Source organism: Pseudonocardia sp. HH130630-07 (assembly GCF_001698125.1).
GTDB lineage: Bacteria > Actinomycetota > Actinomycetes > Mycobacteriales > Pseudonocardiaceae > Pseudonocardia.
Window position 1 is genome coordinate 4,101,687 of the sequence record NZ_CP013854.1, and the last position, 21,894, is coordinate 4,123,580.

General features: G+C 75.1%; 14 protein-coding genes. 13 read left to right on the forward strand and 1 reads right to left on the reverse strand.

The window, feature by feature from the left end:
* Positions 1-26: 26 nt before the first annotated feature.
* Positions 27-779: a phosphotransferase gene (locus AFB00_RS19465; protein WP_083275668.1), complete on the reverse strand. Its 753-nt coding sequence runs from the start codon at positions 777-779 to the stop codon at positions 27-29.
* Between the two features lie 430 nt (positions 780-1,209).
* On the opposite strand from AFB00_RS19465, the gene AFB00_RS19470 reads away from it, so the two are divergent.
* The 13 genes from AFB00_RS19470 (at position 1,210) to AFB00_RS19530 (ending at position 21,886) form a co-directional block, all read left to right on the forward strand.
* Entirely contained in the window at positions 1,210-1,956 is a 747-nt protein-coding gene (locus tag AFB00_RS19470) for a thioesterase II family protein (RefSeq protein WP_231973992.1), read from the forward strand.
* Positions 1,957-1,958: 2 nt separating this feature from the next.
* Positions 1,959-3,365, forward strand: coding sequence for a salicylate synthase (locus tag AFB00_RS19475; protein WP_068798419.1), 1,407 nt, complete (start codon positions 1,959-1,961; stop codon positions 3,363-3,365).
* A complete protein-coding gene (locus AFB00_RS19480) occupies positions 3,362-4,432 on the forward strand; it encodes a Gfo/Idh/MocA family oxidoreductase (RefSeq protein ID WP_068798420.1) in 1,071 nt (356 codons plus the stop codon). The genes AFB00_RS19475 and AFB00_RS19480 overlap by 4 nt, the downstream gene beginning before the upstream one ends.
* Positions 4,429-5,076 carry a VOC family protein gene (locus tag AFB00_RS19485; protein ID WP_068798421.1) on the forward strand — a complete coding sequence of 216 codons (648 nt, stop codon included), beginning with the start codon at positions 4,429-4,431 and terminating at the stop codon, positions 5,074-5,076. Before AFB00_RS19480 ends, AFB00_RS19485 begins: the two co-directional genes overlap by 4 nt.
* Before the next feature lie 66 nt (positions 5,077-5,142).
* Positions 5,143-6,690 carry an ABC transporter substrate-binding protein gene (locus AFB00_RS19490; RefSeq protein WP_068798422.1) on the forward strand — a complete coding sequence of 516 codons (1,548 nt, stop codon included), beginning with the start codon at positions 5,143-5,145 and terminating at the stop codon, positions 6,688-6,690.
* Complete coding sequence (locus tag AFB00_RS19495) at positions 6,687-7,637, forward strand: ABC transporter permease (RefSeq protein ID WP_068798423.1); 951 nt, start codon at positions 6,687-6,689, stop codon at positions 7,635-7,637. The genes AFB00_RS19490 and AFB00_RS19495 overlap by 4 nt, the downstream gene beginning before the upstream one ends.
* Positions 7,634-8,434 carry an ABC transporter permease gene (locus AFB00_RS19500; protein WP_068798424.1) on the forward strand — a complete coding sequence of 267 codons (801 nt, stop codon included), beginning with the start codon at positions 7,634-7,636 and terminating at the stop codon, positions 8,432-8,434. Before AFB00_RS19495 ends, AFB00_RS19500 begins: the two co-directional genes overlap by 4 nt.
* Entirely contained in the window at positions 8,431-9,960 is a 1,530-nt protein-coding gene (locus tag AFB00_RS19505) for an ABC transporter ATP-binding protein (RefSeq protein WP_068798425.1), read from the forward strand. Before AFB00_RS19500 ends, AFB00_RS19505 begins: the two co-directional genes overlap by 4 nt.
* A complete protein-coding gene (locus AFB00_RS19510; protein WP_068798426.1) occupies positions 9,957-15,134 on the forward strand; it encodes a non-ribosomal peptide synthetase in 5,178 nt (1,725 codons plus the stop codon). The genes AFB00_RS19505 and AFB00_RS19510 overlap by 4 nt, the downstream gene beginning before the upstream one ends.
* Positions 15,131-16,930 carry an ABC transporter ATP-binding protein gene (locus tag AFB00_RS19515; protein ID WP_083275669.1) on the forward strand — a complete coding sequence of 600 codons (1,800 nt, stop codon included), beginning with the start codon at positions 15,131-15,133 and terminating at the stop codon, positions 16,928-16,930. Before AFB00_RS19510 ends, AFB00_RS19515 begins: the two co-directional genes overlap by 4 nt.
* Complete coding sequence (locus AFB00_RS19520) at positions 16,927-18,669, forward strand: ABC transporter ATP-binding protein (RefSeq protein WP_068798427.1); 1,743 nt, start codon at positions 16,927-16,929, stop codon at positions 18,667-18,669. The genes AFB00_RS19515 and AFB00_RS19520 overlap by 4 nt, the downstream gene beginning before the upstream one ends.
* Entirely contained in the window at positions 18,666-19,670 is a 1,005-nt protein-coding gene (locus tag AFB00_RS19525; RefSeq protein ID WP_068798428.1) for a hypothetical protein, read from the forward strand. Before AFB00_RS19520 ends, AFB00_RS19525 begins: the two co-directional genes overlap by 4 nt.
* Positions 19,667-21,886 carry a methyltransferase gene (locus AFB00_RS19530; protein WP_068798429.1) on the forward strand — a complete coding sequence of 740 codons (2,220 nt, stop codon included), beginning with the start codon at positions 19,667-19,669 and terminating at the stop codon, positions 21,884-21,886. Before AFB00_RS19525 ends, AFB00_RS19530 begins: the two co-directional genes overlap by 4 nt.
* The last annotated feature ends 8 nt before the right edge of the window (positions 21,887-21,894 follow it).

Sequence of the window (21,894 nt, forward strand, 5' to 3'; positions counted from 1 at the left end):
GTGCCGCAGGGCGATGCCCCCGCCGCTCAGTCACCCGCGAGGAGCACCCGTCGCCAGCGCGCTTCGCCCGCCCGGGCGAACGCGGCCGCCCGGGCCCAGACGTGGTGGTGCCCGTCGCGGAGCTGGGCCCGCCACTGTTCCCGACCCGCGGCCGCACCGTCGACGACGAGCCGGCGCTGGGCGTCGGCCCGTGCCGTGACGAGCCCGGGGAGCCGGCGCCGCGCCGCCTCGTCGAGACCGTAGACCGAGGCGAGGAGGCGCAGCCGCCGGTCACGGTCCACGTGTTCCAGTCCCCGGGGCGCGGTGGGCGAGAGCGGGACGAGACCGTGTGCCGCGTACGCGAGATCCCACAGCGGGTCCGCGGGCGCGGCGGCGTCCCAGTCGATGAACGTCCATCCGCCACCGTCGTCGCGCACCAGGTTCCACCGGCCGAGATCGTTGTGCGCGATCACCCCCTGGCCCACGTCGCCGAACAGGTTCTGCCAGCGGGCGTCGGGCGGGGACACGAACTCCGCAGAGGCGGAGTGGAAATCCCGGATCCAGCCGGCCACGTCGGACAGGGCCCGGTCCGGGGCCACGAGCCCGTTGTGGTCCGGGTGCACCACCGCCCCCGGGGCGAACGAGAGGATCTCGCGCCCGCGCCGGTCCGTGCCGAACACCCGGGGAACCCCCTGCAGCCCTGCCCCGCGGAGATGGTCCAGCAGGGCGTGCACCGCCGGCGTGTGCGGACCGGCGGGCCGGCGGACGGTGTCCCCGGCCCGGACCACACCGACAGTCATGTTGCCCCCGGCGAGCGGAACCTCCGCGGAGGCCTCCGCGTGTGCTCCGATCTCCCTCGGCGCTCCGGGACCCGTCACTCCCACAGGGTGGCGGACGGCCCGCCCGCACGGCGATCCGATATCCGGCCGCACGGCCCGCGATGTCGCACCACGGCCACCACGCCGTGACAGCTGGTGACGAACACTGCGCCGTTCGGGTGAGGCGAGCGCAACTTAGGTAAGGCTACGCTAATCCCGTAGTGTCTGCCGGGGCCGCTGGGGCGACGGATCGAGCGGCCGCCGGTGGGGGTCCGGCCACTCGACCGTGTCCGAGTCCGGGGCGGACGTTCCGGGGTGGACTGTCGCTTTCTATCGATATTGATTGTCATTGCATGTACAACCGAGTGGTCGCCCGATCACCGGACGTGACCAAGCACCGAGGGGGATTCCCGTGCACGCGAGCTCGTGGCTGCGCTGCCGCACGCCGAAACCGTCGGCCGGCACCCGGGTGGTGTGCCTGGCCCATGCCGGCGGGTCGGCGAGCTTCTACAACTCGTGGGGCTCGGCCGCCCCAGCCGGCGTCGAGGTGGTCGCGGTCCAGTACCCGGGTCGCGAGGACCGCCTGAGCGAGCCCTTCGCCGAGGGGATGGCGCAGCTCGCGTCCCGGATCGCCGCGGCGCTGTCCACCCTGGACGACCGTCCGACCATCCTGTTCGGACACAGCCTCGGTGCCGTCGTCGCGTACGAGGTGGCCCGGGTGCTGGGGCACCGGCTCGGCAGGCCCCTCGACGGCGTCGTGGTGTCGGGTCGCCGTGCGCCGTCGGACCCACCGGGCGGGGGCGTCCACCTGATGCCCGACGACGCCGTGGTGGAGGAGCTCGTCCGGCTCGGCGGCACGACCGGCGAGCTGCTGGACATCCCGGGAGCGCGCGAGGTGTTCCTCCCGGCGATCCGTGCGGACTTCCGCCTCGCCGAGACCTACCGGCACGTCCCGGGCGTCGAGCTGGACTGCCCGGTCACCGCGGTGATCGGGACCGAGGACACCGAGGTCGACGCCGGCCAGGCCGCGCTCTGGGCCGCCCACACCAGCGGTGGCTTCGCGCTGCGCACCTTCCCGGGCGGGCACTTCTACCTGCTCGATCACGCCGCTGCCGTCTTCGACCTGTTCGCCAGCCCGTCCGTTCCGAAGAGAGGTTGACCGTGACCGTCGAACGCAGGCTCCCGTTCGAGCACGATCCCGTGGCCGTCGCCGCCGCACTGGCGTCCGCGTCCACCGAGCCGCACGTCGTGTACGAGAACCACGGTGCCGTGACCTGGGCGGAGGGGGAGCACGCGACGATCAGCGTGGACGCCGCGGGCAGCCTGCTCACCGAGGGGGGCCGGCAGCGCCTGTTCCCGGCGGACGGCCGCCCGCTCGGCTCGGTGACCGCGGCGATGGGGGCGGTCACCGCACCGGTCCGCCGGCTCCACGGGTGGGCGGGCTTCGAGCTGAGCCACCTGCTGCACGGCCAGGAGCCGCCCGCGCGGCACGGCCCGCTGGCCTACCTCGCCGTCCCGAGCCGGGAGATCCTGCTGGACGGACGGGACGCCGTACTGCGCGCCGCCACCGAGCCGGATCTGGACCTGCTGCACCGGCGGCTGCTCGACGCCGCCGGCTACGCCGCCGAGCACGACGCCCCGGCCGCCGGCCGGATCGAGGTCGACCTGCGTGCGGACGCCCCGGGCTACCTGGCGGCGGTCGGGTCGGCGGTCGCCGACATCCGCGCCGGCCTGCTGGACAAGGTGATCCTCTCGCGTGTCGTGGAGGTGCCGGGGGACATCGATCTCCCCGCGACCTACCTGGCCGGGCGGCGGGGCAACGACCCCGCGCGGTCGTTCCTGTTCCGGCTCGGTGGCTGGGAGGCCGCCGGGTTCAGCCCGGAGATCGTCGTCGGGGTGGACGCCGGGGGGGCGGTGCGGACACAGCCGCTCGCCGGGACCCGGGCGTTCGAGAACGACCCGTCCGTCGACGGCGCCCGGCGCGGCGAGCTGTACCGCGACGCTAAGGAGGTGTTCGAGCACGCGATCTCGGTCCGGCTGGCCGCGGACGAGCTCGCCGGGGTCTGCGCCCCGGACACGGTGCGCATCGACGACTTCATGTCGGTCAAGGAGCGCGGGAGCGTGCAGCATCTCGCCTCGGACGTCACGGGCAGGCTCGACGCGGAGCACACCCCGTGGGACGCGTTCGCCACGCTGTTCCCCGCGGTCACCGCGTCGGGCATCCCGAAGTCCGAGGCCTGCCGGAGGATCCGCGACGCGGAGGGCGAGCCGCGGGGGCTCTACAGCGGGGCCGTGCTGAGCGTCGGCCCGGACGGGACGATGGACGCGGCCCTGGTGCTGCGCACCGTCTTCCGCCGGGACGGCCGGACTTGGCTGCGGGCCGGGGCCGGCGTCGTCGCGCAGTCGACGCCGGAGCGGGAGCTCGAGGAGACGGTCGAGAAGCTGCGCAGTGTCTCCCGCTTCCTGGTGCCCGCCGGGTCCACCGTGTCCGCCGGAGCCGCCGGAGCCGCGGGGTCCACCGTGGCCAACGGATCGGCCGCGCCGCGTGTCCCGGCGGCGGCGTCGTGACCCGGGTCGTGGTCGCGGGCACGGCCTTCGGACGGATCTACCTCGACGCCGTCGCGGGTGACCCGGAGTTCACCCTCGCCGGGATCCTGTCCCGCGGGGGCGACGGGTCCCGGGCCGTCGCCGCGCGGTACGGCGTGCCCGTGTTCACCTCCGTCGACGAGGTGCCCGGTGACGTCGACGCCGCCTGCGTGGTCGTCCGGTCCGGGGCACTCGGCGGACCGGGCACCGAGCTGGCCCTGTCGTTCCTCGCCCGGGGGATCCCGGTGCTGCAGGAACACCCGGTGCACGCCGACGAGATCGCGGTGTGCCTGCGCGCGGCGCGCGCGTCCGGCACGGCCTATGCGGTGCACACGCTCTACCCGGGCCTGCGGCCGGTGCGCCGGTTCCTGGCCGCGGCCGAGGTCCTGCGGAACCGGCAGCGGATCGAGTTCATCGACGCCGCCTGCAACAGCCAGGTGGCCTACCCGTTGCTCGACGTGCTGGGCCGTGCCGCGGGCGGGCTGCGGCCCTGGGAGTTCGGCGAGGCGCACGGCGCACCGGGCCAGCCGTTCCGGACCCTGCACGCGCTCCTCGGTGGTGTGCCGGTGACGCTGCGGGTGCAGAACCAGGTGCACCCCGACGACGCGGACAACCACTCCTTCCTGCTGCACCGGATCGCGGTCGGCTGCGAGGGCGGGGTCCTCACCCTCGCCGACACGCACGGCCCGGTCCTGTGGAACCCGCGCCTGCACGCACCGCGTGACGCCACCGGGCGGCTGGTGATGTCCGGACCGGGTACCGAACGCCTCGCCGTACCCAGCACGGTCGTGCTCGGCGAGGAACCCCCCGGCACCTACCACGAGGTGTTCGCCGACCTGTGGCCCGACGCCGTGGCCACCGCGTTGCGCGAGCTGCGCCGGGCCGTGGCGGACCCGGCCGGGCGGATGCGGGCGGGCCAGTGGGCGCTCGGCGTGTCCAGGACGTGGAGCGACCTCACCGCCCGGCTCGGGCTGCCCGAGCTGGTGCGGCCGGGAGAACCGGAACCGATCCCGCTCGCCGAGCTGCTCACCGTGGAGGACGTCGCATGAGGTGCAGTCACGTGCTGGTGAAGGTCGAAGACCTGCACCGGGCGGTCCGCGACTTCCGGGACCTGGGGTTCGTCGTCCACTACGCGACCGCGGAGCGCAGGGCCCGGCACGCACACGTCTGGTTCGAGTCCGGGCCGATCATCGAGATCCTGACCACGCCGCCGGGCGGGCGGTTCCTGCGCCGGCCGCTCGACCTGGCGTTCGGCCGGGGCTCCGGGGCACGGATGATCCGGTGGGCACGCTCCGGTGAGGGGTTCTGCGACGTCGCGCTGCTCGCCGAGGACCTCGATCGCCCCGGCGTGGGCCGGCGGGTCGACTGGACCCGGACGACGGCCGGCGGGGCCACGACCCGGTTCTCCTTCGCCTACCCCCGGCACGACCGCGTCCCGTTCCTGGTCACCCCGTACGACCCGCCGCAGCATCCCGCCACGATCACACACCCCAACGGCGCCACGGCGCTGAGCAGGGTGCACCTCGACGTCGCTCCCGCCGACCGGGCGGCGTTCGACGACCTCGTGGCCGCCGGCGACGACATCGTCGTCCACAGCGCCGCGAGCACCGGGGTGCGCGCGATCGAGCTCGCCGGGCTGACCCGCGAGCTCGACCGGGGGCTGCTGCACGGCGCCGTCGTGCTCGCCGCCTGATCCCGGCTCCCCCTCCCGCACAGACAGACACCCGCACAGACACCCCGCACAGACAGAGGACCTCCCATGTCGATCACTCGTCGCGACCTGTTCCGCACGGCGGGAACGGCGCTCGGCCTGGCCGGGGCCGGTGCGTTCCTGGCCGGTTGCGGCGCGCCGGCACCCGCGCCGGCGCCGGTGCCGGGCAACGGCCCCGGGCCCGCCGGCCGGGGTGGCGTGCTGCGGGCGGCCTTCACCGGGGCCGGCGCGGCGGAGAGCCTGGACCCGTTCGGCAGCGGTTCGCCGGTCGACCTCGTCCGCAGCGACGTCGTGTTCGACTCGCTGTTCACCCTGCGGGCCGGCGAGGTCGTGCCGGCGCTCGCGACGGGGGTGACGGTCGGGCCGGGGGCGACCTCGTTCGTGCTGACCCTGCGCGCCGGGGTGCGGTGGCACGACGGAGCACCGTTCACCGCGCGGGACGTGGCCTACAGCTTCCGCTACATGGGTTCCGCGGACCGGGCGTACCCGAGCGAGCTCGGGACGTACTTCGACCTGGAGGCCGTGCAGCTGCGGGACGAGCTCACGCTGGTGGTCCCGGCCCGCTGGCCGATCGGTGACCCGGCCCTGTTCCTGGCCGCCTTCCCGGCCAAGATGGTGCAGGACGGCGCGTCGTTCGACGGCGGTACCGCGATCGGCACCGGCGCGTTCCGGCTCACCGCGTTCGAGGCGGGCCGGGAGACGCGGCTGACCCGCTTCGACGACCACTGGGGCGGTGCGCCGCCCGCCGATGAACTGCACCTGCTGAGCCTGTCCGACCCGCAGGCACGGGTGAACGCCGTGCTGGGGGACCAGGCCGATCTCGCGGCCGACATCCCGTTCGCCACGGCGCGGATCGGGGCACCCGCCGCCGGCCTGGAGGTGCGGACGGCGGGGGAGCGCAACCGGACGGCGTTCGGCTGGGTGCTCAACACCACCCGGGCCCCGTTCGACGACCCGCGCGCCCGCCGCGCGGTCCGGCTCGCCGTCGACCGGCAGGCCCTGGTGGACGCGGTGCTGCTCGGCTACGGCGTGCCCGGCAACGACCTGCTGTGTGCCGGGGCCGCCCACGCCGACTCCCGCCCGCCGGTCGCCCGGGACGTCGACGAGGCCCGGCGGCTGGTCGAGGAGTCCGGTGCCGGGGCCGCGGAGATCGTGATCCGCACGTCGGAGTGGGAGACCGGCTACAACGCCTCCACCCAGCTCCTCGTCGAGCAGCTCGCCGGGATCGGCCTGGACGTCCGCGCGGAGGTCGTCGGACCGGCCGAGTTCTTCGAGCCGGTGGCGGCGGCACACGGCGTCGCGTTCTCCAGCGGCCCGATCCCGCTCGCCGTGATGTACGGCCGGCTGAGCGCCTACCCGCCCCTGGCCCTGGCCGACGAGCAGTTCGACGCGGCGTTCGCGACGGCGGTCGGCAGCACCGACGAGGACGGGCGCGCAACCGCCTGGGCACGGGTCCAGGACGTGATGGCCGACCGCGGCAACACCGTCGTGTGGGGCCAGGCGGACGTGCTGTCCCTGGCGCGGGCGACGGTCGCCGGGGTCGAGGTCCGCGACCAGGCCGAGTACCCGTACCTCGGTCGGGCGGGCCTGGCGTGACCCGATCCCTGCCCCGCAGGCTGCTGACCGGTGCGGCCCTGCTGGCGACGCTGTCCCTGGTCGTCTTCGTGGGAGTGGACCTGCTGCCCGGCGACCCGGTGACCAGCAGGGTCGGGCCCGGGACGGCACCGGACCGGATCGCCGAGCTGCGGCACGACCTCGGCCTGGACCGGCCGGTGCTCGCCCGGTACGGCGAGTGGCTCGCCGGGCTGGCCCACGGTGACCTCGGCACCTCCGCCTCCGGCCGGCCGGTGGCGGACATGCTGTCCGACCGCCCGGCCAACTCCGCCGTGCTGGCCGTCGCGGCGTTGCTGCTGCTGGTCCCGCTCTCGCTCGGGCTCGGGCTGTGGGCGGCGTGGCACGGCGGCCGGACGGCGGACCGGGTCGTGTCCGCCGGTGCACTGCTGCTGGTGTCGGTGCCGGAGTTCGTCGTGGCCGGGGCGCTGGTGGTGGTGTTCGCCGGGACGCTGCGGGTGCTGCCCGCCGTCTCCCTGCTGGCGGCCGGGGAGAGCCCGTTGTCCCGCCCCGAGGTGCTGGTGCTGCCCGTGACCAGCCTGCTGCTCGTGGGCCTGGCCTACGCGGTGCGGGTGATCCGGGCGTCGGCCGCGGCCACGCTGGCCGGCCCGCACGTGGAGTTCCTGCGGTTGTCCGGGGTGTCGCCCGCGGTCGTCCTGCGGCGCGCGGTCGTCCCCGCCGTGCTGCCGGTCGCGGTGCAGGTCTGGCTGGTCACCGGTGTCTCCTTCGCCGGGGGCGCGGTCCTGGTGGAGAAGGTGTTCAGCTACCCGGGGATCGGGGAACTGCTGGTCACGTCCGTGCAGTCCGGTGACCTCCCGGTGGTCCAGGCGATCGTGCTGCTGCTGGGCGGGGCGATGCTGGCCGTGCTGGTGCTCGCCGATCTCGCCGTGGTGGCACTGACCCCACGGCTGCGCACGGCGGGTGCCCGGTGAGGCGCGCCGCCCGGGTCGCGTTCGCGGTGCTGTTCCCGGTGCTGTTGCTGGTGATCCTCGCGGGCCCCGAGCTCGCCCCGCACACCGCCACCGCGCCCGTCGGGCCGCCGTACACGCCGCCGGGCGCGGGTGGCCTGCTCGGCACCGACCACCTCGGTCGTGACGTCGCGTCCCGGGTGCTGCACGGCGGCCGGCCGATGCTGCTGACCAGCGTGCTGGCGGCACTCGCCGGCTCCGGCCTCGGCGTGCTGGCCGGTGTGACGACCGCGCTGGCCGCGCCGGGGAGGCGGTGGGTCGAGACCGTCGTGGTGCGGCCGCTGGACATGCTGGCGGCGCTCCCGCCGATCCTGGTCCTGCTGCTCGTGCTCACGGCGCTGCCCGGCCGTGGCGGCCTGGTGCTCGCGGTCGTGCTGTCCGGCGTCCCGCTCTCGGCCCGGATCACCCGGGCCGCCGCGGAGCAGGTCGTGGGACGGGCCCACGTCGAGGTCGCCGTCGCCCGTGGCGAGAGCTGGGGCTGGCTGCTCGGGCGCGAGGTGCTCCCGCTCGTCGCGGGCACCGTGCTGGCCGACGTCGGGATCCGCTTCGTGACGGCCGTGTACCTGGTCGCGGCGGCCGGGTTCCTCGGTCTGGGCACGTCGGCGTCGGACTGGGGACTGCTGATCGTGGAGGCGCTGCCGGGCGCCGCGTTGCAGCCGTGGGCCCTGCTCACCCCGGTGCTCGGCATCGCGCTGCTCGCCGTGGCCGCGAACCTCGGATCCGACGGCCCGCTCCGGCGGTCGAGGGGGCGTGTCGGATGAACCGGCTGGTCGAACTGGACGGCCTGCGGCTGCGGGCCGGGGACCGGGCGCTCCTGGACGGCGTCGACCTGGCGCTGGACGCCGGTGAGGCGGTCGGGCTCGTCGGCGCGTCGGGTTCGGGCAAGACGACACTCGCGCTCGCCGTGCTCGGGCACCTCCGCGCGGGCGTCCGGCACGACGGCGGCCGGATCCGGGTGCAGGGCCGGGACATGCTGCCCGCGCCGGCACCGGGGGTCCGGGGCTGCGTGCTCGGCTACCTGGGCCAGGACCCGGGAGCGGCACTCAACCCGTACGCGCGGGTGTCGTCCACGCTGCGGACCGCCGCGGGCGGCGGGCGCGAGGTCGTGGCGGGGGAGCTGCTGGAACGGGTCGGGCTCCCGCCGGACCTCGCCCGTCGCTACCCGCACCAGCTCTCCGGCGGCCAGCAGCAGCGTGTCGGTCTGGCGGCGGCGCTGGCCCGCGACCCCCGCCTCCTGGTGCTGGACGAACCGACGACCGCGCTCGACCTGGTCGCCAAGGCCGAGGTGCTGCACGAGATCCGGCGGCTGCGCGAGGCCGGTGTCGCGCTGCTGTGGGTCAGCCACGACCTCGGCACCGTGCGGTCGCTCGTCGACCGGGTGGCGGTGCTCGACGACGGACGGGTGGTCGAGGACCGGCCGGTGCACGACGTGCTCGCCGCGCCGGAGTCACCGGCGGCACGGACGCTGATCGCGACCGGGCGGCCCGCGGACACCCGGGTGCGGCCCGGCGACGCGGTCGTCCTGAGTGGGCGCGCGCTCGGTGCGGGGCACCGCGGGGCCGAGGTGCTCAGCGACGTCACGCTCGACCTCCACCGCGGCGAGTGCCTCGCCGTGCTGGGTGCCTCCGGCGCCGGGAAGAGCACGCTCGCGCGGTGCCTGGCCGGGTTGCACCGGCCCAGCGCCGGGACGGTCCTGCTGCACGGCACCGCGCTCGCGCCGGACGTCCGCCGGCGCAGCGGCGCCGACCGGGCCGCGATCGGCCTCGTCGCGCAGAACCCGGCCGAGGCGCTGCACCCGTACCAGGACGTCCGGACCGCGCTGGTCCGCCCGCTGCGCCGGCTGCGCGGCGTCCGGTCGCGCGCCGCAGGGGACACCGAGGTGACCCGGCTGCTCGGCGCGGTCGGGCTCCCGCCGTCGACGGCGGACCGCCGGCCGGGCGAGCTGTCCGGTGGACAGCGACAGCGGGTGGCGCTGGCGAGGGCCCTCGCCGCCCGGCCGGACGTGCTGATCTGCGACGAGGTGACCTCGGCGCTCGACAGCGCGACCCGGGCCGAGGTGCTGGACCTGCTGACCGGGCTGCGCGCCGCGACGGGCGTCGCCGTCCTGCTGATCACGCACGACCCGTGGCTGGCGACGGCCGCGTCGGACCGCCTGCTGGTGCTCGCCGGCGGCCGGGTCCGGGTGACCGGGCCGACGGCCGACCTGTTGCCACCCGGCGCCGACCCGGACGTGCACCTGACCCGATTGCTCGTCCCCACGTACCCCGAAGGAGCTGTGCAGGCATGAAGGCACCGGAGATCATCGACGAGCTGCGCTCACTGGGGGTGGAACTCTGGGAGGAAGCCGGCCGGATCCGCTTCCGGGCACCCCGCGGTGTACTCACCGACGAGCACCGTGACCTGCTGCGCGCGCACCGGGACGAGATCGTCGGCCTGCTCGCGGGCGACACCGGGCCGAGGGTCACGGCCGATCCTGCCGCGCGCACCGAGCCCTTCCCGCTGACCGAGGTCCAGACCGCCTACCTGCTCGGCCGGCAGGAGTCGTTCGGCTACGGCGGCGTGGCCTGCCACGGCTACCTGGAGATCGAGTACCCGGAGCTGGACCCGGTCCGGGTCGAGGACGCGTGGAACCGGCTGATCGCGCGGCACGACATGCTGCGTGCCGTCGTCGAGGCCGACGGCTACCAGCACGTGCTCCCCGAGGTGCCCCGGTGCCCGGTCCGGTGGGAGGCCTCGCGGGACGCGGTCCGCTCCGAGCTCGGGCACCGGATGTACGCCACCGACGTGTGGCCGTTGTTCGAGCTGCGGGTGACCCCCGGCGTCCTGCACGTCTCGATGGACTCGTTGATCGCCGACTGGGCGAGCGCGGGCGTCCTGCTGGACGAGCTGGACGTCCTCCTCGCCGACCCGGACGCGGAGCTGCCCCCGTTGGAGCTCACGTTCCGCGACTACCTGCTCGCCGAGCGGGCCCAGCGCGGTACCGCCCGCTACCTGCGCGACCGTGACTACTGGCTGTCCAGGGTCGACGAGCTGCCCGCTGCGCCGGACCTGCCGGCCCGGGCCGGCGAGACCACCGGCCCGGTGCGGTTCCGCAGGCACGGCATGCGCCTGTCCGCGCCGCGCTGGGAGTCCCTGCGCGCGCACGCCGGACGGCACGGTGTGACGCCGTCCACCGCCGTGCTCACCGCGTTCGCCACGGTCCTGCAGCGCTGGGCACGCCTGCCGCGGTTCGCCCTGAACCTCACCCTGCTCGACCGCCGGCCGCTGCACCCGCAGGTCGACCGGGTGGTCGGCGACTTCACCTCGGTCACCCTGCTGGCCGTCGAGGACGGGACGGAGATCCCGTTCCACGAGCACGCGCGCGGCGTCGGCGAGCAGCTGTTCGCCGACCTGGACCACCGGCTCTACTCCGGTGTCGAGGTCGGCCGGGAGATCGCCCGCCGCCGTGGCCGGGAGGCCGCGCGGATGCCGGTGGTGTTCACCAGCGCCGTCGGTGTCGGCGGGCGCACCGGCCACGGCCTCACCCAGACACCGCAGGTCCTGCTGGACTGCCAGGTCACCGACGACGCCGACGGTCTCCAGGTCAACTGGGACGTCCGGCAGGGGAGCTATCCCGACGGCCTGGTCGAGGACATGGCGGCGGCGTTCGAGGGCCTGCTCGTCGCGCTGGCGGACGACGCCGGCACCTGGACCGGTGCCGGCCCGGTCGCGCTGCCCGACTGGCAGGTCGAACAGCGCCGCCGGGCCAACGACACCGCCGCACCGCTGCCCGCGTCGCTGCTGCACGCCGGCGTGATCGCCCAGGCACACCGGACCCCGGACGACGTCGCGGTGACCGGCCCGGCCGGCACGCTGACCTACCGCGAGCTGGCCTGTCGCGCGGGTGGTGTCGCCGCGTCGCTGCGGGCGGCGGGCTGCGAGCCGGGCGAGCGCGTCGCGATCGTCGTGGACAAGGGCCCGGACCAGATCGTCGCGGTCCTCGGCGTGCTGCTGGCCGGTGGTGCCTACCTGCCCGTCGACACCACCCAGCCACCGCTGCGCAGGGAGAAGCTGCTCGCCGGCGTGCGGCACGTGCTGACCACGGTCGGGGACGTCCCGCCGGTGGACGCGATCCCGGACGTCCCGCACGGCGACCCGGACGGCCTGGCCTACGTCATCTACACGTCCGGCTCGACCGGCGACCCCAAGGGCGTCATGGTCAGCCACCGGGCCGCGCTCAACACCGTGCAGGACGTCAACCGGCGGTTCGGCGTGACGGCCCGCGACCGGGTCCTCGGACTGGCGCAGCTGGGATTCGACCTGTCCGTCTACGACATCGTCGGCCTGCTGTCCGCCGGCGGCTCGGTGGTGCTGCCGGACCCGGCCCGGCCGGCGGACCCGTCGCACTGGGCCGCACTGGTGGCGGAGTACGGGGTGACCCTCTGGAACTCGGTGCCCGCGCAGCTGCAGATGCTGGCGCACTACCTCGAGTCCGACCCGCGCCCGCTGCCCACGCTGCGGCTCGCGCTGCTGTCCGGTGACTGGATCCCGGTGACGCTGCCGGCCCAGGTCCGCGCGTTCGCACCGGGCCTGCGGATGATCGGCCTCGGCGGGGCCACCGAGGCCGCCATCTGGTCCATCCACCACCCGATCGAGAAGGTCGACCCGGCGTGGGCGTCGGTGCCCTACGGCCTGCCGCTGGCGAACCAGGGGTTCCGCGTGCTGGACGGGGCCCGGCGCGACCGCCCGGTGTGGGTCCCCGGCGAGCTGCACATCGCCGGTGCCGGTCTGGCCGCCGGGTACTTCGGCGACGCCGCGCTGACCGCGGCCCGGTTCGTCACCCACCCCGACGGCGAGCGGCTCTACCGCACCGGGGACCTCGGCCGGTACCTGCCCGGCGGTGAGATCGAGTTCCTCGGCCGGGAGGACGACCAGGTCAAGATCCGTGGTCACCGGATCGAGCTGGGGGAGGTCGAGTCCGCGCTGCTCGCGCACGACGCGGTGGGCGCCGCGGCCGCCGTCGTGGAGGGGGACCGGCACGGCGCCCGCGCGCTGCTCGCCTTCGTCGAACCCGCCTACGGCGCCCAACCGCCACCCGGCCCGGATCTCGCCGCGGTGAGCCGCTTCGCCGACCGCCAGGTCCGGGGCGTCGAGGCCGGCCGCGTCGCCGAGCACGTCCGGCTGCTCCACGAGGCGGCGCTGATCTCGATGCGTGACGCGCTGGCCGGGCGGGGCGCCGTCGCCGAGCGGCACCAGTGGCTGGTGAACCGCTGGCGGGCGCTGCTCCCCGACCGGCTGCCGGAGATCACCGCGGACCGGGCGTGGGCACGCCTGGCCGGGGACGACCTGATCACGCCGGAGGCCCTGGAGTTCTACCGGACGCACGTCGAGCGGGTCCACGAGCTGCTCGACGGCACGCAGAACCCGTTCGAGCTGCTGTTCCCGCAGGGCCGGACGGACCGGGCGCAGGCGATCTACCGCGACACGGCGATCTTCCGCTACCTCAACCACGCGGCCGCCGCACTGCTCAACCGGATCGCCGCGGCACACGACCGGGGCCCGCTGCGGGTGCTGGAGATCGGCGCGGGCACCGGGGCGACCACCGAGGCCGTCCTGCCGCTGCTGGCCGGGCACGACGTCGACTACCTGTTCACCGACATCTCGCCGTTCTTCCTCGCCGAGGCGCGGGAGCGGTTCGCCGACGGGGACCGGGTGCGGTTCGCCCTGTTCGACGTGGACGAGGACCACCGGGCCCAGGGACTCGCACCCAACTCGTTCGACGTCGTGCTCTGCGCCGGCGTGCTCAGCAGCACCCGGCGTCCCGAGGCGGTGCTCGACCTGGTGGCGCCGGGCGGCTGGCTGGTGTTCACCGAACCGACCGAGGAACACCCGCACATCATGCTGACCCAGGGGTTCATGATGGACGGGCCGTCGCTGCGGTCCCGGGAGCAGTGGCTCGGCCTCGTCGGGGGAACGGAGCTGTGCCTGCCCGAGCCCGGCCATCCCCAGGCCGGGCAGGGGATCGCGTTGTTCGCCGCCCGGCCGAAGTCCGACCGGGCGCCGGTGCTGCCCACGGACCTGGCCGCGTTCCTGGCCCGCCGGCTGCCCGCGCACATGGTGCCCGCGCACCTGCAGGTCGTGGACCGGCTGCCCCTCACCGCGAACGGCAAGGTGGACCGCAGGACCCTCGCCGGATGGCGGCCGGCCACCCTCGGCGCGGCCCCCGATCCCGACACCACGCCACCGGACGAGCTGGAGGCCCGCCTCTGCGCCCGCTGGGCCGCGGCGCTGAACATCCCGGCGATCGGCCGCACGGAGAGCTTCTTCGACCGCGGTGCGGACTCCCTCATCCTCGCCCGGGTCACCGGCCGGCTCCGCGAGGAGGTGCCCGAGGCCGCCGGACTCGCCTACGACACCCTGCTGCGCCAGATGCTGAACGAGCCCACGGTGGAGGCACTCGCCCGGGCGTTGCGCAGCTCGGCGGCGCCCGCACCGGCCACCCCGGTCGCCGGCCGGTCCGGCACCGGGAACTCGCTGCTCGTCCCGTTCGGCGGCGGTGGCGACGGGCCGGTCCGGGTGCTGTTCCACGCGGCGCTGGGCACCATGGACTACTTCCACTCGCTGGCGAACGCGCTGGTGGCGCAGGATCTCGGCCCGGTCGTCGGGCTGGCGGTCGCCGACGCCGACGCCTACTGCGAGATCGACCCGAAGGACCTGATCGCCCGGGTGGCCGACGACTACACCGACCGGTTGCTGGCCGAGGGACACACCCGCTTCCAGCTGATCGGCTACTGCCTCGGCGGCCTGCTCGCCACCGAGGTGGCACGGCGGCTGTGGGAGCGGGGCGGCGAGGTGCTGGACCTGACGCTCGTCGACAGCATCCCGATGTTCATCGAGACCGACGAGGAGCTGGCCTTCGAGGCCATCTTCGTCCCCAACCTCGATCTCGACCCGGTCGAGGCGGTCTTCGGGCCCGACGTCGACGGCGCGGACGTGTACCGGGCGATCGACCTGCTGATGACCGAGAACGACCGGGTGGTCCCGGCGGGCGCGATGGGCGCGCTGAGCGGCGACCCCGGCCTCGAGTCCGTCGCGGCGGCCGTACGGCGGGCACACGGTCGTACGCAGGACGAGCGGCTCGCCGGTTACGCGGCCGCGGCTGCGGACCGGGCGGGTGTCCCGGTGGGGCCGGAACTCGTGCCGGGCCTGTTCCGGGTGACCCGGCACAGCATGCGGGCGGCGCGGTTCGACCCCGAGCCGTACGCCGGGGACATCACGTTCCTGCGGGCGACCGAGCAGCAGTCCTTCGGCATCACCGCGGGCGTCGGGCACCTGGCGGCGCCGTTCTGGGAGCGGACGTGTCTCGGTGAGTTCACCGTGATCGACGTGCCGGGCAACCACTTCAGCGTGATCGAGCCACCACACCTGGAGGTGGTGGCCGGGCACATCGCAGCGGCGGTCCGCGCGGGGGTGACCGCATGACCGCCACGGTCGAGGGCGACGTCCGCACCGTCGGGGAGCGGTCCGCCGGGCCGGCACCCCGCACGGCCGACGCCGCGTTGAAGGACCTGCGCCGCCCGGTCGCGTGGCTGACCCGGCTCGGCGTGGCGCTGACCGCCGTCGGGGCGCTGAGCACCCTCGTCCCGTTCGTCGGCATCGCCGAGCTCGGGCGGGTGCTGCTGGGCCCGCAGCCGGTCGACGACGACGTGGTCGTCGGTATCGCGGTCGTCGTCGGTGTCGCGCTGGTCCTCGGCTGGGCCTGCAACGGTGCCGGGATCTCGGTGACCCACGTCGCCGACTCGAAGCTGCAGGCCCTGCTGCGCCGGCGGATCGTGCACCGGCTCGGCCGGGTGCCCCTCGGGTGGTACTCCGAGACCAACTCCGGGCTGGTGCGCAAGGCGGCCCAGGACGACATCGACGACCTGCACCATCTCATCGCCCACCACGACGTGGAGATGACCGGCGCGATCGTGCTGCCCCTGGGCGGCATCGCCTACCTGGTGTGGCTGGACTGGCGGCTGGCGCTGCTGGCGATCGTGACGCTGCCGGTCTACCTGGTCGCCTACGGCTCGATGATGCGCGGTTTCGTGCAGAAGATGGCCGAGCTGGACGCCGGGTTCGCCCGGGTGTCCGCCGCAATCGTGGAGTTCGTCCACGGCATCACGGTCGTGAAGGTGTTCGGCCAGGTCAACCGGGCGCACCGGACCTACGACAGCGCGGTCGGCGAGTTCGGCGAGAAGTACGCCGGCTGGGTGCGGCCGATGCTGAGACTGGAGGCCTGGACGTCGATGGCGCTCGCCGCGCCGGTCGTCGCGGTCACCAGCCTGGCGGGCGGGATCTGGTTCGTCACCGCGGGCTGGGTGACACCGGTCGAGGTGCTCGCCGAGGTGCTGGTGGCGATGGTCGTCCCGTCGACGCTGCTGGTCCTGAACCAGGGGATGACCGCGCAGCGCAAGGCGACGGCGGCGGCCGGGCGCATCGTGGCGCTGCTCGGGACCACGCCGCTGCCCGTCCCGGACGAGCCGCAGCAGCCCGCCGGCCACGAGGTCGAGTTCGACGACGTCTCGTTCGCCTACGACGGCACGGACACCGTGCTCTCCGGGGTGAGCCTGCGCTGCCGGCCCGGCACGGTCACCGCGCTGGTGGGCAGCTCGGGGGCGGGCAAGTCGACGCTGGCGAAGCTCGTCCCCCGGTTCTACGACGTCGGTTCCGGCGCGGTCCGGGTCGGCGGGGTGGACGTCCGGCGGATCGCCCCCGACGTGCTCTACCGCACGGTCGGGTTCGTGCTCCAGGACGTCCGGCTGCTGCACGGGACCGTGGCCGAGAACCTCCGCCTCGGCCGCCCGCAGGCCACCGGGGACGAGATCGTCGCCGCGGCCACCGCGGCCCGGATCCACGACCGGATCCTGGCTCTGCCCCGCGGCTACGACTCGGTCCTCGGTGAGGACGCGATCTTCTCCGGCGGGGAGGCGCAGCGCGTCTCCATCGCCAGGGCGCTGCTGGCCGACACCCCGGTCCTGGTGCTCGACGAGGCCACCGCGTACGCCGACCCGGAGTCCGAGGCACAGATCCAGGACGCACTGTCCGTCCTCGCCCGCGACCGCACCGTCCTGGTGATCGCGCACCGGCTCGCCACGATCGCCGGCGTCGACCAGATCGTCGTGCTCGACGGCGGCCGCGTCGCCGAACGCGGCACGCAGGAGGAGCTGCTGGCCGCGGGCGGCCGGTACGCCCGCATGTGGGACGCCTACACCGATGCCGAAGGGGGCATCCGATGATCCGTGACCTGATGACGATCCTCGGGCCGGCCCACGACCGGGCCGTCCGGACCTACCTGGCCTGGCTGGTGGCCTACTCGGTGCTGCAGGGCCTGGCCATGGTGGCGCTCTACCCGGTGCTGACGGCCCTGCTGGCCGGTGACCCCGGCACCGCGTGGCGCCGGCTGCTCGTGGTCGCCGTGCTCGTGGTCGCCACCTGCGTGGCCCGCTACCAGCAGGCGATGCAGGGCTTCGCCCTCGCCATCGTGACCCTGACGACGCTGCACCGCCGGCTCGGCGACCACGTCGCGTCGCTGCCGCTGGGCTGGTTCTCCGGCGAGCGGACCGGACGGCTCTCGCGCAGCGCCACCAACGGCACGCTGATGGTCACCAACGTCTTCGCCCACATGCTCACCCCGCTGGTCAGCGGGATCCTCGCGCCGGCCACCGTCGCCGTCGCCATGCTGTTCCTGGACTGGCGGATCGGTCTCACCACCCTGCTCTGCGCCCCGGTGTTGTGGCTGGTCCACCGGTCGGCGGTCGCCTCCGTCGGGCGGGGCGAGCACCTGACCGACGCCGCGGCCACCGAGGCGGGTGACCGTGTCATCGAGTTCGCCCGCAACCAGCAGGTCCTGCGCGCGTTCGGGCGCACCACCGAGGGCTACCGGCCGCTGGAGGAGGCCATCGAGCGGCAGCGGGTCGCGGGCAACGCCCTGCTCCGTGCGGCCGCGCCCCGCCTGCTGGCCGGCGGGCTCGCCGTGCAGCTCGCGTTCGCCGTGGTCATCGCCGTCGGGCTGGTGCTGGTGCTCGGCGACGCGATCGCCCCCGCGGCGATGATCGCGCTGATCGGCCTGACCGCCCGCTTCGTCGGGCCGCTGGCCGAGATCGCCGGGAGCAGCAGCATGATCCGGATGGCGGCCAACGACCTGAGCCGGCTCGCCGCGATCTTCGACGAGAAGCCGCTCGCCGTACCGGAGGTCACGCAGCCGGTGACCCGGCCGGGCGAGATCGAGCTGGCCGGTGTCGGCTTCGGCTACGAGACGGGCTCCCCGGTGCTGGACGACGTCTCGCTGCGGATCCCCCCGCGGACCATGACGGCCGTCGTCGGCCCGTCCGGCTCGGGCAAGAGCACGATCGTCCGGCTGATCATGCGGCTGTTCGACGTCGGCTCCGGAGCCGTCCGGGTGGGGGGCGTGGACGTCCGTGAACAGACCACGGAGGACCTCATGGCCCAGCTCTCGGTCGTGATGCAGGACGTCTACCTGTTCGACGACACCCTGGAGGCCAACATCCGGGTCGGGAGACCCTCGGCGACCGAGCAGGAGGTCCGCGAGGCGGCCCGGATCGCGGGTGTGGACGAGATCGTGGACCGGCTGCCCGGCGGGTGGTCCGCCACGGTCGGCGAGGGCGGAGCGTCGCTGTCCGGCGGCGAGCGTCAGCGGGTCTCCGTCGCCAGGGCCGTGCTCAAGGACGCACCGATCGTGCTGCTGGACGAGGCGACGGCCGCGCTGGACCCGGAGAACGAGCGCTACGTGCAGGACGCGCTGCGGAGCCTGATGGACCGCTCCACCCTCCTGGTGATCGCGCACAAGCTGTCGACCGTCGTCGCCGCGGACCGGATCGTGGTCCTCGACGGCGGCCGCATCGCCGAGACCGGCACCCACGAGGAGCTCCTGGCGGCGGGCGGGCGGTACACCGACTTCTGGACCGAACGGCGCCGTGCCCGTGGCTGGCGCCTGACGGCCGGAGGGTCCCGGTGATCGGCGTCGTCGGGGCCACCGGTGAGGTCGGCTCGCACGCGGTACGGGTACTGCGGGAGCTGGACGCCGGGCCGCTGCGGCTCGGCGGCAGCGCGGACGTGGACCACCGGGACGCGGCGTCGCTGGACGGGTTCGCCGCCGGGTGCCGCGTCCTCGTCAACTGTGCGGGTCCGGCCCACCTGATCGGCGACCGGGTCGCCCGCGCGGCCGTGCGGGCCGGCGCGGGCTACGTGGACGCGTCCGACGTCGACGGCGTGGGTACCGCTCCGGCGGCGTGGTCCGCCGTGGTCGGTGCCGGGCTGCGGCCCGGGCTGACCGGGCTGCTCCCGCGCTGGCTGGCCGGACGCGAGTTCGACACCGTGCACGGGCTGGTGGCCCACCTGGCGGTGCTCGATCGGTTCACCGCGACCGCCGCGGAGGACTACCTGCACTCCCGCGACGGTGAACCGCTCGCCGCGTGGCGCGCGGGCCGGGTCCCGGGAGCCCTCACCCGGCGGACCGGGGTGACGGTGCCGTTCCTGCCCGGTGCGGTGTCCCTGCTGCCCCACCTGGGACGCGAGGAGATCCGGCTGGCGCAGGCGCCGGGGCTGGAGCGGGGCGACTGGTACTCGGCGGTCGACGGCGAACACGTGGGCGCGGCCTTCGACCGGGCCCGCTCGGCCGAGCCGGCCGACGCCGTCACGGCCCTGGTCCGGGCGAGCGCGCTCGACCTGGCCGGGCGCGAGCCCTACGTGGTCTCGGCCGTGCGGCTCGACGGTGCCGCGGCCGGCCGGCCCGTCTGCCGGACCGCGCTGCTGCGCGGCCGCGGCAACGGGGAGCTGACCGGCGCCGTCACCGCGCTCGCCGCGCTCGCCGTCGACCGCGGCGAGGTGGCACCCGGGGTGCACACCGCGGCCGCGGTGCTGGATCCGGAACCGGCGATCGCCCGGCTGACCGGGCTCGGGATCGCGTCGGTGCAGGTGCTCGACGGCGACGCCCCGGTCGAGGACGGTGCGTTGTGACGGGCCCGCTGGAGGTGCTCGACGACGTCTGCCTGCGGGCCATGGCCGCGCTGGCGCCGTTCGACGGCGTCGCGCCCCGGCACCGCTGGCTGGCCGACCGGTGGCGGGCGGCGCTGGACGGCCGTGACCCGGGGGGGTACACCGAGCCGGCCACGGAGTTCGAGGACGCCTACGCGGAGCTGGGCTTCCCACCCGCGATGGCCCGGTTCCACCGGACGGCGCTGGCCCGGCTGCCCGAGCTGCTGCGCGACGAGGTCGACGTCGGGGAGCTGCTGTTCTCCGGCACCGACGTGCTCACCGCGCTCGCCGCCTACCAGGACAACGACCTGACCCACCGGCTCAACGCCGCGGCGGCCGGGGAGGTACTGGCGGGCGGCCCCCGCGTGCTCGAACTGGGCGGGGGCGCGGGTCTGGCCACGGCCGCGGTGCTGACCGCGCTGCGGGAACGGGACGCGACGGAGTACACCTACACCTTCACCGACGTCTCGCCGCTGTTCCTGCGGGCCGCGGCCGAGCGTTTCGGCGACGACCCACGGTTCTCCGGGCGGCTGCTCGACCTGGACACCGACTTCACGGCGCAGGGGTGCGCCGACGGCAGCGCGGACGTCGTGCTGGCCGCCAACGTGCTGCACAACGCCGCGGAGATCGACCGGTCGCTGCGCCGCATCCGCCGGGTGCTCGCGCCCGGCGGGCGGCTGGTGTTCACCGAGGCCGTGCGCGACCACCCGGCCACCCTGACGTCGATGCAGTTCCTCCTGTCCGGACCGGAGAACCGGGTGCGGTCACCGTTCCTGGACGCGGCGGGCTGGCGGGCGGCGCTGGCCGGAGCGGGGTTCGCCGTGCGGGAGGGGCCGTCGGTCCACGGGCAGGCGCTGTTCGTCGGGACCGCGCTCGGGATCGTCGCGGACTGGCCCGCGGCGAAGGTGCTGACCCACCTGGAGCGGTCGCGGGTCACCGAGGTCGAGCTGCCCGCCACGGTCGTGTGCGCGCTGGTGGACGAGCCGTCCTTCGCGCTGGCCGACCTGTCGGCGTTGCAGCGGATCCGCTACCACGGTGGCGGGATCCCCCGATACGTGCGCGACACCCTCGGCGTCGAGCTGGTGCGCGACGACACCGACCTCGGCGACGTGACCGACCTGCTCACCGACGCCGCGCGCCGGGCGGACGAGGAGCTGGCCGGGATCGATCTCGGCGCCGCGGTCGCCGCGGTCGACGACTTCGGCCGCACCGCGCTGCTGTCGATGCTCAACGCCCTGCAGCGCCGCGGCGGTCGCCGCACCGCCTTCCCCGCACTGGTCCGCCGCTGGCGGGCGGTGCTGAACCGGGAGGGGCTGCTGGACGGGGACCGGCCGACGATCGATCCGGCCGGGTTCTCCGACGCGGCGCTCGACCGGGCGTGGACCGCGGCGGCCGACGCGTGGCACCGGACGGTCGGCTCGGCGGGCACCGTGGAGTACGCCCGCCGCAACGCCGAACGGCTCCAGGAACTGCTCGACGGGACGTGCGACCCCGTCCAGCTGCTGTTCCCCGAGGGCCGTACCGACCTCGCCGCCGCGCTCTACCGGGAGAACGTGACCGGGCGCTACCAGCACCGGGCGGTGAGCGCGCTGCTCGGCGGGATCGCCGGCCGGTGGCCCGGCGGGCGGGTCCTGCGCGTCCTCGAGATCGGGGCGGGCACCGGTGCCACGACCGAGCGGGTCCTCCCCGCGCTGGCCGGGTCCGGGGCCGCGGTCGACTACCTGTTCACCGACGTGTCGGCGTACTTCCTGGAACAGGGCGCGGACCGGTGGCGCGACCACCCGTGGGTCCGGTTCGGACGGTACGACATCGACGCCGATCCCGACGCCGACCCCGGCACCGACGGGCCGGTGTGGGCCGACGGCTCCTTCGACGTCGTCATCGGTGGCGGGGTGCTCAACGCGGCCAGGGACACCGACGCCTCGGTACGGCGCCTGACCCGGCTGCTGGCCGCCGGCGGCTGGCTCGTGCTCACCGAACCCACCGTCGAGGAGTTCTGGATCCTCACCTCGCAGGCGTTCCTGCTGGCCGAGGCCGCCGACGGCCGGGCAAGCACCGGATCGACGTTCCTGACCCGGGAGCAGTGGGACGGGGTCCTCGACTCCGCCGGGCTGGACCGGGTGCTCGGCCTGCCGGACGAGGGGCACCCCCTGCACCGCCTCGGCCACCGGGTGTTCGTCGCCCGTACCCGGCCCTGACCTCGCGA